Here is a 16,818-nt window from a genome sequence, read left to right on the forward strand (position 1 = left end):
TCCCATGAGCACACCGACCGATCCCGCCGCCGAGCGCAGCTTCACGCTGCACGACCTGCGCGTCGAGGTGGTCGCGCCCGAGGGCGCGCGCATCTACTGCGGCCAGCCCGGCGACCACTTCGAGCTGCGCGGCGAGATGCTGCACCTGCCGCCGGGGCAGGGCTTCTCGATCTACTCGCTGGGCGCGGTGCTGCCGCTGCTGGCCGCCAAGCAGCGCGCCACCGACGGCAACGACTGGATGAGCACCGACGCCGAGATCGCCTGTCCAGACCCGAACTGCCCCTCGCGCCTGCGCATCACGCGCATCGGCACGCGCGTCTTCCGCCACGCCGACACCACGGCCGTGGTCCACCCTTCCGACCTTCGACCATGAGCACCGTCCCCCGCACCGAACTCGCCCCCGGCTATTCCATCTCGCGCATGCTCAAGGGCGGCTGGCAGCTCGCCGGCGGCCATGGCGGCATCGACCGCGCCGCGGCCATCGCCGACATGTCGGCCTACTACCAGGCCGGCATCACCACCTTCGACTGCGCCGACATCTACACCGGCGTCGAGGAACTGATCGGCGAGTTCCGCCGCGAGCACCGCGCGCGCCACGGCGCCGACAGCCTTGCGCAGCTGCGCGTGCACACCAAGTTCGTGCCCGACCTCGCGCTGCTTTCGACCATCGACAAGCGCCAGGTCGAGCAGATCATCGACCGCTCGCTGCGCCGCCTCGGCGTGGAGCGGCTCGACCTGGTGCAGTTCCACTGGTGGGACTACCGCGTGCCGCGCTACGTCGAGGTCGCGCACTGGCTCGCCGAGCTCCAGCGCGCCGGCAAGATCGAGCTGCTGGGCGGCACCAACTTCGACACGCGGCGCGCGCACGAACTGGGCGACGCGGGCCTGCCGCTGCGCAGCATGCAGGTGCAGTACTCGCTGCTCGACCAGCGGCCGCGCGCGCGGCTCGCGGCCTGGTGCGCGCAGGCCGGCGTGAAGCTGTTGTGCTACGGCAGCGTGGCCGGCGGCTTTCTCTCGGAACGCTGGCTCGGCGCGAGCGAACCGGCCGAGCCGCTGGAGAACCGCTCGCTGGTCAAGTACAAGCTGATCATCGACGACTTCGGCGGCTGGGATCTGTTCCAGGCACTGCTGCAAGCCTTGCAGCAGATCGCGCAGCGGCACGGCACCTCGCTGTCGGCGGTCGCGATGCGCTGGGTGCTCGCGCAGCCCGAGGTGGCCGCCGTGATCGTCGGCGTGCGCCGCGGCGACCATCTGCCCGACCACCTGCGCATGCTCGCGTTGCAGCTCGATGCGGCCGACCTCGCGGCGCTCGACGCGGTGCTCGCGCAGCGCCGCCCGGACAGCGGCGATGTCTACGAGGTCGAGCGCGACATCGAGGGGCGGCATGGCCGCGTCATGAAGTACGACCTCAACGACAAGCCGCACTGAGGCCCGTCCGGCTCAGTCGCGATCCAGAGTTTTCTCGCGCATCCTCAGTTCGGCATAGCCCGTGGCCTCGTCGTGCTCGCGCGAGAAGCGCCATGCGGGCAGCAGCGCCAGCAACACTTCAGCGGTGGTGCGCACCACGCAGCCCGGCGCCGCATGGCCGCCCCAGACGCGGCCCTGCGCGTCCGCCACGCTGATGTGCAGGTGCGAGCCGTCGGGCGAGAGCGAGCCCGCGAGCGTGAGGATCTCCAGATCGCCTTCGAGCGCCGAGGGCTCGGGTGCGCCCGCGAAGCGGATCCGCGCACCGCGCAGGCTGCCGATGCCCGAGAGCACGAAGGCCGCGTCCACCGCCTGCTGCGCGAGCACGCGGTCGAGCGCCGCGCGCAGGTCGTCGCCGGGCGAGAGGCGCAGGGGCAGCGTGCGCATCGCGCGACCGGTTTCAGGGCGCCGCGAGCGCGCCGTCGACCACCTGCTGCGCTTCCTCGAGGATGCGCGCGAGATGCTCCCGGCCCTGGAAGCTCTCGCCGTAGATCTTGTAGATGTTCTCGGTGCCCGAGGGGCGCGCGGCGAACCAGCCGTTCTCGGTGACGACCTTGACGCCACCGATGGCCGCGCCGTTGCCGGGCGCATGGCTCAGCACCTCGACGATCTTCTCGCCCGCGAGCTCGGTCGAGCGGATCTGCGCCGGCGACAGGTTCGACAGCCGCTTCTTCTGCTCGACCGTCGCCGCCGCATCGACGCGGTCGGACACCGGCCGGCCCAGCGCCTGCGTGAGCTCGGCATAGCGCTCGCCCGGATCGCGGCCGGTGCGCGCGGCGATCTCGGCCGACAGCAGCGCCGGCACGATGCCGTCCTTGTCGGTGGTCCAGGCCGTGCCGTCGCGGCGCAGGAAGGTCGCGCCCGCGCTTTCCTCGCCGCCGAAGGCCAGCGAGCCGTCGACCAGCCCGTCGACGAACCACTTGAAGCCCACCGGTACCTCGTACAGCCGGCGGCCCAGGCGCTGGGCCACGCGGTCGATCATGCGGCTGCTCACCACCGTCTTGCCGACGGCCGCGGCGGCGGGCCAGCCGGGGCGGTGCGTGTAGAGGTAGTCGATCATCACCGCGAGGTAGCTGTTGGGCTGCATCAGGCCGCTGCTGCCCGCCACCACCCCGTGGCGGTCGTGGTCGGTGTCGCAGGCGAAGGCGATGCCGAAGCGGTCCTTGAGCGCGATCAGCTGGTGCATCGCATCGGGCGAGGAGGGGTCCATGCGGATGCGGCCGTCCCAGTCGAGCGACATGAAGCGGAAGGTCGGGTCGACCTCCTGGCTCAGCACCGTCAGGCGCGAGAGCTTGTAGCGCTCGGCGATCGCGGGCCAGTAGTGCACGCCCGCGCCGCCCAGCGGATCGACGCCCAGCGCGATCGGCACGTCGCGGATGGCGTCCATGTCGAGCACCTGCGCCAGGTCTTCCACATAGGTGTTGAGGTAGTCGTGCCGGTGCGTGGTCGAGGCCTGGAGCGCCTGCGCCAGCGGCAGCCGCTTCACGCCCTGCAGGCCGTTGGCCAGGAAGCCGTTGGCGGCGGCCTCGACCGCCGAGGTGATGTCGGTGCCGGCCGGGCCGCCGTTGGGCGGGTTGTACTTGAAGCCGCCGCTCTCGGGCGGGTTGTGCGAGGGCGTGATGACGATGCCGTCCGCCAGGCCGCTGCTGCGGCCGCGGTTGTAGACCAGGATCGCGTGCGAGACGGCGGGCGTGGGCGTGTATTCGTCGTCCTGCGAAAGCATCAGCTCGACGCCGTTGGCCGCCAGCACCTCGACCGCGCTGTTGAAGGCCGGCGTCGAGAGCGCATGGGTGTCGATGCCGAGGAACAGCGGGCCGTCGATGCCTTTCTGGCTGCGGTAGTCGCAGATCGCCTGGCTGATCGCGAGCACGTGCCATTCGTTGAAGCCGTTGTCGAAGGACGAGCCGCGGTGGCCCGAGGTGCCGAAGGCCACGCGCTGCGCGGGCACCGAGGGATCGGGCCGGCCGCTGTAGTAGGCCGAGACCAGCCGCGGCACGTTCACCAGCAGGTCGTGCGGCGCGGGCTGGCCGGGGAGGGCGGCGGGTGCCGCGGTCTTGGAGGCAGGGCTCATCGGTGTGTGTCCAGGGTTCGGAAGGCGGCGCCGGGCCGGGTGCTCCTAGGATACGGTGGCAAGCGCCGATGGCACAGTCGGCGATCGGCGCGTCATCGCCGCTGGACTGCGCGCCGGATCGCATGCCAAGATCAAGCAAACGTTTTCCCTCTGGAATCTGGTAGGGAGATCGTGAATTTTGTCGATACTTTTGTTCTCGTTTGGCCGAAATCGCCCGAATTCGCGGCCGGGCGCGACTAAGCTACGCCCCGTTCAAGGAACCCCCGAATGCGCATCCACGGCCGACACTGGCTCTCTCTCGCGGCATTGCTCCTGCTGGCCGCCGGCTGCCAGGCGCCGCCCAAGGACCGTCCTCTCACCTCCGAAGTGCCGGAGCCGCCGGCCTTCGCGCCGCCGCCCGAAAGCTGCCTGGCCGAGGGCGTGCGCTTCGCGCTGGGTTTGCGCGCCACCCAGCCGCTGCTCGAGGAAATGCGCCAGCGCAGCGGCGCCAGGTTCGCGCGCACCGTGCTCTCCACCGACCCGCCCGATCCCGTGCTCGATCCGACCCGCCTCAACGTGCGGATCGAGCCCTCGGGCCGCATCGTGGGGGCGAGCTGCCAATAAGAAAGACCTGCCGGCTCGACCTCGCTTCCCCGGTTCCAGGGCACCGCATCCGCGAATGCTTTGGTCCTGCTTCGATGCCACGGTGTTGCGCGAAGACCGCGAACGTCACAATTCGACCCGCCCGGATCGCTCCACGGTCAGTTTTGAGAGAACAATAGATTGCGATTTTCCGGACTCAGCCCTTTGTCGACCAAGCAACCTCCCGCCATGGCCCTGCCGGATTCCGGACTCAAACGCCTTCCCCCCGATGAGGTGCTGCGCCCCCTGCTGGCCGACTGGGCCCGCGAGGGCAAGCGCCTGGCCATCGTCTGCTTCATCGACCTCGACCGTTTCGCCGACGTGAACCAGCGCCTGGGCATGGCGGGCGGCAACGCCGCGCTCGAAGAAGCGCGCCGCCGCCTCAAGGCCCAGCTGCCGCGCGAGGGCCTGCTGGCCCATGTCGGTGGCGACGAATTCGCGGCCGTGTTCGCGGGCATCGGCAATTCGCAGTGCCACCAGGTGCTCGAACGCATGCTGGCCGCGCTGGCCGAACCCTGGGAGTGGCGCGGCCATGCGGTCAACCTCGAGGCCAGCCTCGGCGCGCGGCTGCTCGACGCCAGCGGTCCGCCGCCCGAGCTCGCGCTGCGCCAGGCCAGCCACGCGGCCTTCTTCGCCAAGCGCGCGGGCGACGGCCGGGTGCACTACTTCGACGCGCCGCAGGCCCATGCCGACGAACAGATGGTGCGCGCGCGCCAGCGCATCCAGGAAGGCCTGGAGCGCGACGAATTCTTCCTCTGCTACCAGCCCAAGGTCGACATGCAGCGCGGCGTGATGGTGGGCGTCGAGGCGCTGATCCGCTGGCAGCATCCCGAGCGCGGCCTGTTGCAGCCCGGCCAGTTCGTGCCGCTCACCGAGGGCGACGAGCTCGCCGAGCGCATGGGCGACTGGGTGATCGGCGCGGCGCTGCGGCAGGCCTACGAATGGCGCGCGCTCGGGCTGCGCACCGCGATCAGCGTGAACGTGAGCCCGCGCCACATGATGCGCTGGGACTTCGTCGACCGGCTCGCGCAGCACCTGGCGCAGTTTCCCAAGCTCGGCGCCGGCACGCTCGAGCTCGAGATCCTCGAGACCACAGCGATCAGCAAGTTCTCCACCGTGGCGCGCTTCGTCGAGGCCTGCAAGGGCCTGGGCGTGCCGGTGGCCATCGACGACTTCGGCACCGGCTATTCGTCGCTGACCTACCTGCGCCAGCTGCCGGTGTCCTCGGTCAAGATCGACCAGTCCTTCATCCGCGGCATGCTCGAAAGCGAGCAGGACCGCGCGATCGTGCAGGGCATCCTCGCGCTGCTCAAGGCGCTGGGCCGCACGCCCGTGGCCGAGGGCGTGGAGACGCTGGAGATCGGCGGGGCGCTGCTCGAGATGGGGTGCGCGCTGGCCCAGGGCTATGGCATCTCGATGCCGCTGGCGGCCTGCGACATTCCGCAATGGGTGACGGACTTCGAGCGCGAGCCGCTGTGGGCCCCGCTCCCGCACTACGCGCAGGCGCTGCCCGTGGCGGGGGCGCCGGCCTCGGGCGGCTGAGCGCGCCCAACGAACAGAAAACCGCGCGAGTCCCCTCGGGGCCGCGCGGTTTTTCTTTGTGGCGCCTCGCCGTTCAGAGCAGCGGCGTGTAGGGCGACACCAGCGGTCGCAGCGTCGTGCCCGTGGGCACGCCCAGCGTGCTCGAGCCGTCGAACACGTAGCGCAGGTAGAGGCTGCCGGTGAACTGCCGGTAGTCCTGCGCGTTGTTCAGGCCGATCGAGCCGCCGAGGAACATCTTGGGCGCGAGCTGGTACTCGAGCACCGCGGCGAGGTTGTAGGCCAGGCCGGTCTTCGAGGTCTTCGCGTAGCGGCCGGTGTAGATCGCGTTGGTGAGGCCCAGGGCGGCCGCGCCGGCGGCGGCCCGGCCGGCATCGCCGTTGCGGCTGCTGTCGGTCGGGAAGTAGGGCGTGTCCTTCTGGTTGAAGGCCTGCACGCCCAGCGAGGCATTGACGCGCCACGACAGCCGGTTGTTGCGCCCGCTCCAGTCCACCGGCAGCGCGAGGCTCACGAAGCTCTGCGGGCTGAAGTAGCCGCCATGGCCGAAGGTGTAGTAGCTGAGGTTCTTCTCGTAGCCCATGATGCCGAGGTTGAGCCCCAGCGTGAGCTTGTTGCCGGGCTCGCTCAGCAGGTGGATGTAGCTGCCGCCGCCGATCTCGAAGCGCGAGTTGCTCGCCACGTTCTTGCCCGTGAGGCCGTGCAGCGCGCCATAGCCGTAGAAGCCGTAGGTGCCGTCGTCGTAGCCGATGTCGCCGCGCGCGCCGGTGGCGACCACGCCGCCCCAGCGCTCGCCGGTGCGCTCGTCCTTCGCGCCCGCGAAGGACAGCAGGCTGTCGGTGACCGGCCGGCGCGACAGGTCGGCCTTGTACGACCAGGAGTCGCCGAAGGCGCCCTTGAAGGAGACGTTGCCGATCAGGTTGACCTGCTGGAAGCCCAGTGGCGTGGTGCCGATGCTGGCGCCGAAGTTCGTGCCCTCGTAGCCCACGCTCAGGCCCAGGCCGGCGGCGTTCTGCTGGCCGGCCGTGGTGCCGTTCATCAGGCCGGTGAAGGCCGAGCCGGGACCGCCGCCGAAGCGGCTGGCGGTGGCCCAGTCGCCCGCGGGCGAGCCGGCATCGAGGAAGGTGGGCGTGACGCCCACGACGATCTTGCCGTCGCCGACCGGGAAGCGGGCCTCGAACGGAATCTCGAAGTCGGTCAGCCGGCTCAGGCCCGCTTCGCCCGCGCGGTTGCGGAACACGGTGCCCGCGGTGAGGGTGACCGAGCGCGCGGCCTCGAGCTCGCGCAGCTCCGCCGCGGCCGAATCGGCCGGCGGCTGGGCGCGCGGCGCGGCATTCCAGCCGGCGTCGACCTGCGCCGAGCCCGGGCGAGGCAGCGGCAGCAGGCCGCCGCCCTGCACATAGGGCTGCGGTGCCTGGGCGTAGACCGGGGCCAGCGTCTGCGTGCCGGCCGCCGGGTATTGCTGCAACGGCGGCGCGATGTAGGCCGTGGCCTGGGGCGTGTTGGCCGCGCGCGCGGCGGTGCGCGTGTTCGCGGCCGGCGCGGTGGTACCCGTGGTGCCGGCCGTGCGGCGGCCCTTGGCGGTGGCCGCGGGTTGCGCGTTCGTCGTCGGCCAGGGCGTGGCGCCCGGCGCGGCCGCGACCGGATAGCCCGCGTTCGCCGGAGCGGCCGCATAGGCCGGATATTGCACGGGATAGGTCGCCGGGTAGGCGCCCGCGGTGGCGGCCGGCGCATAGGCCACCGGCTGCATCCGCGCCTGCGCGAAGGGATTGCCGCCCGCGCCCGCGGGCACCGGCAGCGCGGTGCTCGCGGCGCCGCCGGTCATACCGGCGAAGGGGTTCGCGGGTGGCAGGCCGCCCGGCACGCCAGGCGCGCCCGGGGCACCGCCCGAAGCGAGCCGGCTGTCGGCCTCGACCGCGGCGCGCAGGTACTGCTCGGCCTTGCGGCTGTCGCCGGCATTGCGGTAGACGCGGCCGGCCGCGGTCAGCACGCGCGATTCGTCGGGCGCCTGCTTGAGCGCGGCCATCACGTAGCTCTCGGCATCGCCGTGGTTGCGCTGCGCGCTCGCGCTCGCGGCGGCGGCCAGCAAGGTGTCGAGGTCGGTCGGGCTGCGCTGCAGCACGCGCTGGTAGAGCGCCAGCGCCTGGGCTTCGTCGCGCGCGGCCGAATAGAGCCGCGCGAGCGCGGCCAGCGCCTTCGGATCGTCGGGCCGCTCGGCCAGCACCGGCGCCATCGCGTTGTAGGCGGCCTCGAGGTTGCCGGCCTCGCGCAGCGCGTCGGTCTGGCGCAGCGCGTAGGCGATGCGCAGCGCATCGAAGTCGGCGCGCTGGGACGAGGTCATGCTGGTGCTCGCGAGCTGGCGCAGCACGGCCGACAGCTCGATGTCCTGGCGCGTCTTGAGCAGCACCGAGGCATAGAGCAGGCGGTTGGCGACGGTCGGCGTCGGCGTGCGCGCGAGCAGCTGGCGGCTCATCGCGAGCGCGCGCGGCGCATCGCCGATGTCGGCATAGGCGCCCGCGAGCTGGCCGAAGATCTCGCTCGGCATGTCGCTGCTCAGCGAGGCCTCGGCCTGGCCCAGCAGCTGGCGCGCGGCATCGACCTGGCCCTGGCGCGCGAGCGCCTGCGCGCGCTGCGCCTGCGACTGCGCCCAGAGGCGGCGCTGCAGCGCGGCCATCTCGCGGGTGCGCGAGCCGGCCGGGATGCGCTCGAGGTACTGCATGCCGGCGGCGGCATCGCCGGTCTCGGAGGCCAGCAGGGCGCTCGCGAACAGGGCGTCGGGCATGTCGGGCTGCGACATCAGCAGGCCTTCCATCACGCCGCGCGCCTCGGCCACCAGGCCCTGGCGGCGGTAGATGTTGGCGAGATCCAGCCGCACCCACGGACTGTCGGGCGCGGCGAGCATGGCGTCTTCGAGCGTGCGTTGCGCGCCGGCGCCGTCGCCGGCATCGGCCTGCTGCTTCGCCTTGGCACGCGCCTGCTCGACCTGGATGTCGCGCAGGCCGCCGAGCTGGGCCGCCTGCTCGGGCGTGAGGCGGCGCGAGAGTTCGAGCGCTTCGTCGGCGCGGCCCTGGCGGCCGAGCACCGCGATCAGGCCGCGCAGGGCCTGGCCATCCGAGGGCTTGCTCTCGAGCACGCGGCGGTAGCCCTGCTCGGCCTGCGGCAGCTCGCCGGCGGCGGCGCGCAGGTCGGCCAGCGCGACCTGGCCCACGGGCTCGCGCGCATCGATGCGCACGGCGCGCTCGAGCAGCGACTGCGCGCTGCGCAGGTCGTTGCGGCCCTGCGCGGCGCGCGCCTGGTTCACGAGGTTCCAGTAGGTGGCGCTCTGCAGTGCCGAATTCCACTTGGTGTTGCCGCCGCGCGCGGCCTGCTCGAGGTACTGCTGCGCCTCGGCGAAGCGTTCCTGGCGCAGCCGCACCAGGCCCAGGCCGCCGAGTGCCTCGCTGTCGTCGGCCTTGGCGCGCAGCGCCTGCTGGAAGCGCTGCTCGGCGGTCGCCGGGTCGCCGCGGTCGAGCGCGCGGTAGCCCTCGCCGAGCGGCACGCCCGGGCCCGAGGCCGCGGTCGTGCGGCCGCTTTCGAGCGCCTCGAGGCGCGCGGCCACGGCCGTGTCGTTCTGGTTGTTGGCGAGGAACTCGCGGTACAGCGGCATGTCGGGCGCGCGGGCGTCGAGCCAGATCAGCGCCTGGCGCCAGCTCGCGCGCGCGGCCGCGCCCACGGTCGGCTGCTTCGACAACTCGGCCAGGCTGCGGATGCCTTCGCGCCGCGTGCTCTCGCTGTAGGTGCGCAACTGCGCGAGCGCGAGCTTGTAGCTGGCGTTCTCGGGGTATTCGCGCACCAGCTGCTCGATGCCGCGGCGGCCTTCGTCGGCACCTTGCGGCGTGCTGCTGAGCGTCTGGTAGTACTCGAGCGCCAGCGCCTCGGGCGGTGGCCGGTTGTCGAACTGGTCGCGGTACAGCTGCACCGCCTCGGCCGCGCGACCGGCGCGCGCCGCCGCGCGGGCGCGCTGCAGCAGGCTGCCCTGGCCGGGGTTCTGCGCCTGCTGCTGCAGGCGCGACAGGCGCGGATCGTTGGGCGCGGCGGCGCGCAGCCGCGCGATCCAGCTGCGCGCCGGCTCGGCGTTGCCGCGCGAGAGCTCGACCTGCGCCATGCCGTACATCGCGTCGGCCGACTGCGGATTCACGCTGAGCAGCTTGCGCCAGCTTTCCTCGGCCAGGTCGGCGCGACCCTGCGACTGCCAGTAGTTGCCCTGTTCGATCAGCGCGGTGGCGGCGTCGGCCTGGGCGTGCGCCGGATTGGCGGCGCCCAGCGTGGCGAACAGGCCCAGGCAGGCCAGCCAGCGCACGGAGGGCAGGCCTGCCGGAGCGCGGCGCAACCGGGTCGGGCGCGGCGATGTCATGCCGTGCGGGTGGGTCGACATAGCAGTCTCCATGAGGTTTGCAGCTGGCCGTTCCGGAGGAACTGGTAGCGCCCGTCGAGCCAGGCCTGGCCGAAGAGCAGCAGCATCTGTTCGTAGTAGGGAAGCAGGGCGGTCGACGGCTGGCCGTCGGCGCGCGAATTGGGCAGGCGCGCCAGCTCGGTGGCCAGCGCCTCGGGCATGTCCTGCGCCTTCAGGTAGGGCAGCAGCGCGCCGGCGAAACCCAGCGGTCCCATGCCGCGCACGGTGCCGGTGGCGGTGTCGACCAGCTCGGGGATCGGCTGCCGGTCGGCCAGCAGGCGCTTCGGGCCCGCCAGGGCCTGCAGCAGCGCCCGGCGGTCGGGCGACTGTTCGGCCAGCATGCCGGCCCAGAGGTAGACGCGGATCGCGTCATAGCTGCCGACCGTGCCCTTCTCGGGGTCGGCGACGAAGGCGCGCGCGTCCTCCGACCAGGCGCACCAGTCGGGCGAGAAGCCGCGCGGCGCCGTGGCCGCGAGCAGGCGCACCGTGTTGTCGGCCACCGCGGCCCAGGGGCCCTGCGGATCGGCGTGCTGGAAATAGCGCAGCAATTGCAGCGGCATGTAGCTCGGGTTGAGCCGCCACACCGAGCCGCTGGCCACCGACTTGGGCCAGGGCAGGAGCATGCGGCCGAAGCCCGACAGCGAGACCACCTCCTCGCGCGCCACCAGCGCCAGCAGGCTGCGGCCCATGCTCGCGTAGCGCGGTTCGTTCCAGAGCCGGCCGGCCTCCATCAGCGCATAGGCGATCCAGAGGTCGGCGTCGGAGGCGGGATTCGGATCGAGCACGCCCCAGCCGCCGCCGGGCTTGCGGCCCCACTGCCAGGCCGGCAGGTTCTTCGCGACGCTGCCGTTCGCGAGGTTGGTCTCGGCCCAGCCCAGCACGCGCGCGAACAGCTCGCGGTCGTTGTGGACCAGCGCGAAGAACATGCCGTAGGACTGGCCCTCGGAGGTCGAGTGCTGCTGCGGCGTGTTGAAGTCGATCACGCGGCCGTCGCGCTGGACGTGGCGCGCGACGAAGGCGTTCCAGTCGGCGGCGGGGTGGCAGGTGGCGGGCATGGGCGCGGCGGGTGGCGCCGCGGGGGCAGTCGGCGCGGCCTGCGCGGCCGCGCGCGTGCCGGTCCAGGCCAGCGCGGACGCAGCCACGGCCGCGAACAGCGAGCGGCGCTGCCGGTCGGGAACGGAAGGGGGAAGCGTGGGCTTCGAACCTGTCATCGTGGGGTCGGTCTCCGGGGCGCGGGTCGTCACTTGAGGCGGCGACGCGCGCGGATCTGCAGGCTGGCATAGGCCACCGCGGCGCCGATCACGGCCAGCAGCACCACCAGGGCCGCCAGCAGCAGCGGGCTGCGCGAGAGGTTCCACTGCAGCCAGGCGATCGGCGGCAGGCGGCCGACGTAGTAGGTGTCGCTGCCGAGCACGCTGTGCACCTGCGCGTCGCGCACGATGGCCATGCTGCCCTGCACGCGCTTGAGCAGGTCGGGCGTCATCAGCGCGTTGAGCAGCGCATCCTTCGAGGTACTGTTGGAGATCGCGGCGACCACGCTGCGGCCGCTGCGCAGCGGCGACTCGAAGCCCGCGAGCACCGCGTCGCGGCCGTCGTCGCTGACCGCGATCTGCATCGAGCCCGGCAAGTCCTCGCGGGTGCGCGCGCCGATCACGAAGTCGATCGCGGTGTCGATCCAGCTCGACAGCTTGAACTGCGGCGAGCCGTCGCCGCTGCCGTTGGCGGCCGCGGCGCGCTTGAGCGGCATGCGCTCGGCCCACTGCGTGAACAGCGGCTGGTTCTGCAGGCTGCCGATCACCAGCAGGTCCTTGTCGGCCCACTGCGAGACCTCGGCCGAGCGGCCCACCTTCACGCGCAGCACCGGGTAGCCGGTGGCGCGGCCGATCTGGCCCATCAGGCCGAGGTAGGTCTCGGTGTCGGAGGTGTCGGCCTGGTCGGGCAGGATCACCGCGGTGTCCGACAGGTCGGCCATGCGCGAGAACGGGAAGCCGCCGTTGGCGTAGGCCGCGAGCTCGGGCATGGCGATGAAGTGCGGGAAGCCCGAGACGTCGATCTTCGAGGTCGGGTCGATCGAGCCGCGCACGTTGTCGAGCTGCGGGATGCAGCGGCCGGCCACGGGCTCGAAGTAGTAGTGCAGGCGCAGCTGGCTGCGCGGGCCCAGCGCCAGCGGCGGCAGGATCACTTCCTTGCGCTCGGCCAGCGTGCCGTCGGGCATCAGCTTGACGGCCAGCGGGTTGTACCAGCGGTCGCCGGCCGGGTTGGCCGAGCGCAGCGGGATCGCGCCGATGAAGTTCTCGTTGACGTTGACGTTGAGCGTCGACTGGTCGGGCCGCACGCGCGGCGTGTAGCGGTAGAGCAGGTCGAGCGGGATGCCGCGGCTGCGCCAGGTGAACAGGTCGGGCGGCAGCTGCAGGTTGACCCGCACCACGTCGGGGTTGTAGCCGGTCACCGACAGGTCGGCCGCGGTCGTGAGCTCGCCGAACTGCAGCGGCCGGTCGCTGGGCACCCAGCGCGGCGCGTCGTAGGGCTTGCGCGCCGGCGGCTCCTGGAAGGCGGCGATCGCGCTGGTCGCGCCCGACAGCGCGCGGCTGTTGAGCGCCAGCGAGGCGGCGGCGGTGCGCAGCTCGTTGGCGTCGCGGCCCATCACCAGCAGCAGCTTGGCGGTCGGGTCCTGCGGATGGTCGACCACGGCCAGCGCCGGGCCCTGGATCGAGGGCAGCACCAGCCCGGGCAGGCTGGTCTCGGGGGTGGCGAACACCACCGCGTGGCCGCTGGGCAGCTGGCCGCGCGAGACCGGGAACACGGCGCCGCGGTAGTCGGCGAGCGCGCCGAACCACGACGAGACCACGCCCGCGGCCTCGAGCAGCGGGCCCGATTCGGCGCTGCCGAAGACGAAGGGAATGCGCGCGCGGCGCACGTCGCGGCGGTCGAAGAAGGGCTGCGGCAGCGTCGCCAGGTCGTTGGTCAGCTTGAGCGGCGACACGTTCAGGCGCAGCGTGCTCGAGGCGTCGATGCGCGCCCACAGGCTGGTGTGGGCCGGGTCCTCGCAGTCGCGCGTGTAGTGGCCGATCAGCTCGACGTTGATGCGGTTGAACTCGGTGATCAGGCGCCGGTCGATCGGGATGTCGGCGGTCTGCGGCTTGCCGCCGTCGGCGCGGTTCACCGGCAGGGTCGCGACCAGCACGTCGTTGACCGTCACCTTCAGGTGCGACAGCTCGGGGATCAGCGAGGGCGAGTAGGCATAGTTGAGGCGGAACGAGGCCGCGGTCACCAGCTCGTCGGCGCGGATGTTGAACGGGATGCCGATGGTGCCGCTGATGCCGCGCAGCTGGATCGCGTAGTCGATGCCCAGCTGCGTGAGGTTGAGCTCGCGCACCGTGCCGCCGGCCGCGGCCGTGCTGGCCACGGGCACCGGCGCCGCGGCCGCGCCGGGCAGCTGCTGGGCCGGCAGCGCGAGCGTGGGCACGGCGGCGGGCGCGATCGAAGGAACGGTGGCGGGAACGACGGCCGGCGCGGCCGGACGCTGCTGCGTGGAGGCCGTGCCGGCCGCGGTCAGCGCCAGCAGGGCCAGCATGGCGCCGGCGGCCGGACGGAAGGAGGGAGCGGCGCCGCGGCGCGGCGCTTTCGGAGTGATCGTCACGCGGGTTCCTTCTTCGTTCCGACGGAGCGCTTGGGCAGCCGCAGCCGCGAGAGGCCGGCCCGGTAGTAATGGGAGAACATGTCCTTGAAGCCGACCAGGCTGATGCTCGTCAGGTGGGCCAGCACGCGGTGCACGCCCACGCGCGGATGGTTGCCCCAGCGCGCGGCCCAGATGTCGGCGCGCGCGGTCGTGCACTGCACCAGCGCGCGCTCCTGCGCGAAGCTCATCGGCGCGAAGCGAAGGCCCAGGCGTTTGCCGTTGCTGAAGCGCACGGTGGCGGGGAAGCGCGACTCCGCGTCGCCGCGGAACAGCGCCACCTCGATCGGTTCGTCGGGCGCCAGCTTGACCTCGGTCGGCAGCTCCAGGCCCAGGCCGCCGGTCGAGAAGTCGAAGGTGTTGCAGCGCATCGAGTGGCCGTTGGCGAAGTACAGCGCCGCCGGCACGTCGAGCGTCACGCGGTGCGCGGCGCGCACCTGGCGCGACTCGTTGGCCGCCGCCACGCAGGCGCCGAGGATCATGAGGTTGTAGATGGTCCAGGCCAGGTTCAGCCACACGGTGGCGATGTTCTGCGGATCGACCCAGGTCAGGCGCCAGATGCCGAGCGCCACGCCGATGAAGTTCAGCGCCAGCAGCACCAGGCTGGCCTTGGCGATCGAGGTGTCGAAGTACTGCTCCTGGATCAGGCCGCCCTTGGCCGTCACGTTGAAGCTGCCGAGCTTGGGATTGATCAGCGCCACCAGCGTGGGCCGGAAGATGTACCAGGCCAGCACCGCCTCGTAGACCTCGTTCCACAGCAGGTAGCGGAAGCGCCCCTGGATCCGGCTGTTGGTCAGGTTGGCGTGCAGGATGTGCGGCAGCGCGAAGGCGAAGATCATCGAGGCCGAGGCATGGATCACGCTCGCGCCGAAGTACAGGTAGGCCAACGGTGCCGTCAGGTAGATGAGGCGCGGCAGGCCGTACAGGAAGTGCAGCATCGCGTTGAGGTAGCACAGCCGCTGCGCCCAGTGCAGCCCGCGGCCGAACAGCGGGTTGTCGACGCGGAAGATCTGCGCCATGCCGCGCGCCCAGCGGATGCGCTGGCCCACGTGGCCCGACAGGCTCTCGGTCGCCAGGCCCGCGGCCTGCGGCAGCGCGAGGTAGGCGGTGTTCCAGCCGCGGCGGTGCATCTTCAGCGCGGTGTGGGCGTCCTCGGTCACGGTCTCGACCGCGATGCCGCCGACTTCCTCGACCGCCGTGCGGCGCAGCACGGCGCAGGAGCCGCAGAAGAAGCTGGCGTTCCAGAGGTCGTTGCCGTCCTGGATCAGGCCGTAGAACAGCTCGCCTTCGTTGGGCACCGTGCCGAAGGTGTCGAGGTTGCGCTCGAAGGGGTCGGCCGAGAAGAAATAGTGGGGCAACTGGACCATGGCCAGCTTCGCGTCGCGGTTGAACCAGCCCATTGCGATCTGCATGAACGAGCGCGTGGGGATGTGGTCGCAGTCGAAGATCGCGACGAACTCGGCGCTGGTGTTCTTGAGCGCGGCATTGATGTTGCCGGCCTTGGCATGGCGGTTGTTGTCGCGCGTGACGTGGGTCACGCCCACGGCATCGCAGAACTCGCGGAACTCGGGGCGCCGGCCGTCGTCGAGCACGTAGATCTTGATCTTGTCGCGCGGCCAGTCGATGGCCTGCGCGGCCAGCACCGTCGGGCGCACCACCGACATCGGCTCGTTGTAGGTCGGGATGAACAGGTCGATGGTCGGCCACTCGGCCGGGTCCGCGGGCAGCGGCGAGGGCTTGCGGCCCAGCGGCCAGGCGGTCTGGATGTAGCCCAGCAGCAGCACGACGAAGGCGTAGAGCTCGGCCATGAGCAGGCCGACGCCCAGCACCAGGTCGACGATGTTGTCCATGTACATCGTCTCGGTGATGCGCCAGTAGGTGTAGCGCGAGGAGACGATCACCGACAGCAGCATCAGCACCAGGCCCGCGAAGTGGCCGCGGAAGCGGTTCACGAACAGCGCGGCCAGGAAGATGCCGACCGAGAGCACCAACTGCTGCTCGAAGGTCATGGGCGCGATGATCAGCGCGGGTGCCGTCGTGAGCAGGATCAGCCAGCCCACCAGCCGCACCGGCCACAGGCGCAGGAAGGCCGGCGCGGGCCGCGGCGGGCGGTCGGCGCCCAGCGGGGTATCGGGCGAGGGAGGCGGCGCGGAGTCCGCCCCGGAGGCCGGCTGCGCCGTGCTGCTGTTCATCGGGGCTCCATCTGCCAGGCCGGGGCGGCCGCGGGCTGTGCGGGGGCGTTGCGGTTCGCGGTGGCCGCGGCGATGCGCGCCAGCAGCCGGTCGGCGCACACCGAGAGGTCCTGCGCCGCCTGGCTCAGGGGCGCGTAGCGGTGCACCGGCAGCGCCGAGGCGAGTGCCTCGGACACCGATTCGTCCTGGTGCAGCACGCCCAGCAGTTCCGACTGCAGGCGCGCGCGCAGCATCTCGAACACGTCGTGGTTGAGCCGGCGGCTCGGTGCCACCTGGTTCACCACGTAAGCGCTGCCGCCGTAGTCGGCGCGCGGGCGGCAGTACTTGTCGACCATGCGCTCGATGATCGGCAGGGTGGCGAAGGAGCCGGCATCGGCCAGCACCGTGACCACGCAGAAGTTGGCCGTGCGCAGCGCCTGCTGCATGTAGACCGTGGGGCCGGGCGGCGTGTCGAGCACCACCAGCGTGTCCTCGGGCAGCGCGAAGCGCGCGAGCGTGTCGCCGAGCCAGTCCGGATGGCGCGCGAGCTGCTGCTCGAGCTCGATCTGCCGTTCGTCGTCGACCGTGCCGAAGGGCAGCACCACCGTGCCGCCATGGCCGGGGCGCATCGCCTGGGTCCAGGTCAATTGGCCGGCCGCGACCTCGGCCAGGCCCTCGACGCACTGGTGCGGGTCGTTGGCGAGGTGGAAGCGCAGCGCGTTCTGCGGATCGAGGTCGATCGCCAGGACGTGGTGGCCGCGCTCGGCGAGCACGGTGCTCAGGTTGGCGGCGACGGTGGTCTTGCCAACACCGCCCTTGGATGAAATGACGGGGATGACGACCATGG

11 protein-coding genes are annotated in these 16,818 nt (G+C 71.8%); 4 read left to right on the forward strand and 7 right to left on the reverse strand.

Translation table 11 applies throughout. The features are described from left to right. Positions 1–4 precede the first annotated feature (4 nt). Together KV106_RS00415 and KV106_RS00420 are read left to right on the forward strand one after the other, a co-directional pair. On the forward strand, positions 5–373 hold the full coding sequence (locus tag KV106_RS00415) for a TIGR04076 family protein (protein ID WP_057596942.1): 369 nt from the start codon (positions 5–7) through the stop codon (positions 371–373). Next, a complete protein-coding gene (locus KV106_RS00420; RefSeq protein WP_261205638.1) occupies positions 370–1,428 on the forward strand; it encodes an aldo/keto reductase in 1,059 nt (352 codons plus the stop codon). The genes KV106_RS00415 and KV106_RS00420 overlap by 4 nt, the downstream gene beginning before the upstream one ends. Before the next feature lie 12 nt (positions 1,429–1,440). Here KV106_RS00420 and KV106_RS00425 read toward each other — a convergent pair whose 3' ends face one another. Both KV106_RS00425 and pgm read right to left on the reverse strand, forming a co-directional pair. Continuing rightward, the gene (locus KV106_RS00425; protein ID WP_261205640.1) at positions 1,441–1,851 is read right to left on the reverse strand and encodes a PPC domain-containing DNA-binding protein; all 411 of its coding nucleotides are present in this window, start codon (positions 1,849–1,851) and stop codon (positions 1,441–1,443) included. A gap of 13 nt (positions 1,852–1,864) precedes the next feature. After that, positions 1,865–3,535, reverse strand: a complete 1,671-nt coding sequence (pgm, locus tag KV106_RS00430) for a phosphoglucomutase (alpha-D-glucose-1,6-bisphosphate-dependent) (RefSeq protein ID WP_261205641.1) — start codon at positions 3,533–3,535, stop codon at positions 1,865–1,867. Positions 3,536–3,802: 267 nt separating this feature from the next. Here pgm and KV106_RS00435 point away from each other — a divergent pair, with 267 nt between their 5' ends. Next, entirely contained in the window at positions 3,803–4,138 is a 336-nt protein-coding gene (locus tag KV106_RS00435; protein WP_057596950.1) for a hypothetical protein, read from the forward strand. A gap of 252 nt (positions 4,139–4,390) precedes the next feature. Beyond that, positions 4,391–5,698 carry a putative bifunctional diguanylate cyclase/phosphodiesterase gene (locus KV106_RS00440; protein ID WP_261205642.1) on the forward strand — a complete coding sequence of 436 codons (1,308 nt, stop codon included), beginning with the start codon at positions 4,391–4,393 and terminating at the stop codon, positions 5,696–5,698. Positions 5,699–5,771: 73 nt separating this feature from the next. On the opposite strand, the gene KV106_RS00445 is transcribed toward KV106_RS00440, so the two are convergent. The 5 genes from KV106_RS00445 to bcsQ are packed head-to-tail and all read right to left on the reverse strand — an operon-like array spanning position 5,772 to position 16,816. Further along, positions 5,772–10,106: a cellulose biosynthesis protein BcsC gene (locus KV106_RS00445; RefSeq protein WP_261205643.1), complete on the reverse strand. Its 4,335-nt coding sequence runs from the start codon at positions 10,104–10,106 to the stop codon at positions 5,772–5,774. Beyond that, entirely contained in the window at positions 10,082–11,335 is a 1,254-nt protein-coding gene (gene bcsZ / locus KV106_RS00450) for a cellulose synthase complex periplasmic endoglucanase BcsZ (RefSeq protein ID WP_261205644.1), read from the reverse strand. The genes KV106_RS00445 and bcsZ overlap by 25 nt, the downstream gene beginning before the upstream one ends. Positions 11,336–11,364: 29 nt before the next feature. Further along, a complete protein-coding gene (bcsB, locus tag KV106_RS00455) occupies positions 11,365–13,764 on the reverse strand; it encodes a cellulose biosynthesis cyclic di-GMP-binding regulatory protein BcsB (protein ID WP_057597800.1) in 2,400 nt (799 codons plus the stop codon). Then, positions 13,761–15,992 (reverse strand): UDP-forming cellulose synthase catalytic subunit, encoded by a 2,232-nt coding sequence (bcsA, locus tag KV106_RS00460; protein WP_082322219.1) that lies wholly within the window; start codon positions 15,990–15,992, stop codon positions 13,761–13,763. Before bcsA ends, bcsB begins: the two co-directional genes overlap by 4 nt. Next, positions 15,989–16,816 carry a cellulose biosynthesis protein BcsQ gene (bcsQ, locus tag KV106_RS00465; RefSeq protein ID WP_261205963.1) on the reverse strand — a complete coding sequence of 276 codons (828 nt, stop codon included), beginning with the start codon at positions 16,814–16,816 and terminating at the stop codon, positions 15,989–15,991. Before bcsQ ends, bcsA begins: the two co-directional genes overlap by 4 nt. Between the last annotated feature and the right edge of the window lie 2 nt (positions 16,817–16,818).

Origin of the sequence: Variovorax endophyticus (assembly GCF_025376855.1) — a bacterium.
Classification (GTDB): domain Bacteria; phylum Pseudomonadota; class Gammaproteobacteria; order Burkholderiales; family Burkholderiaceae_C; genus Variovorax.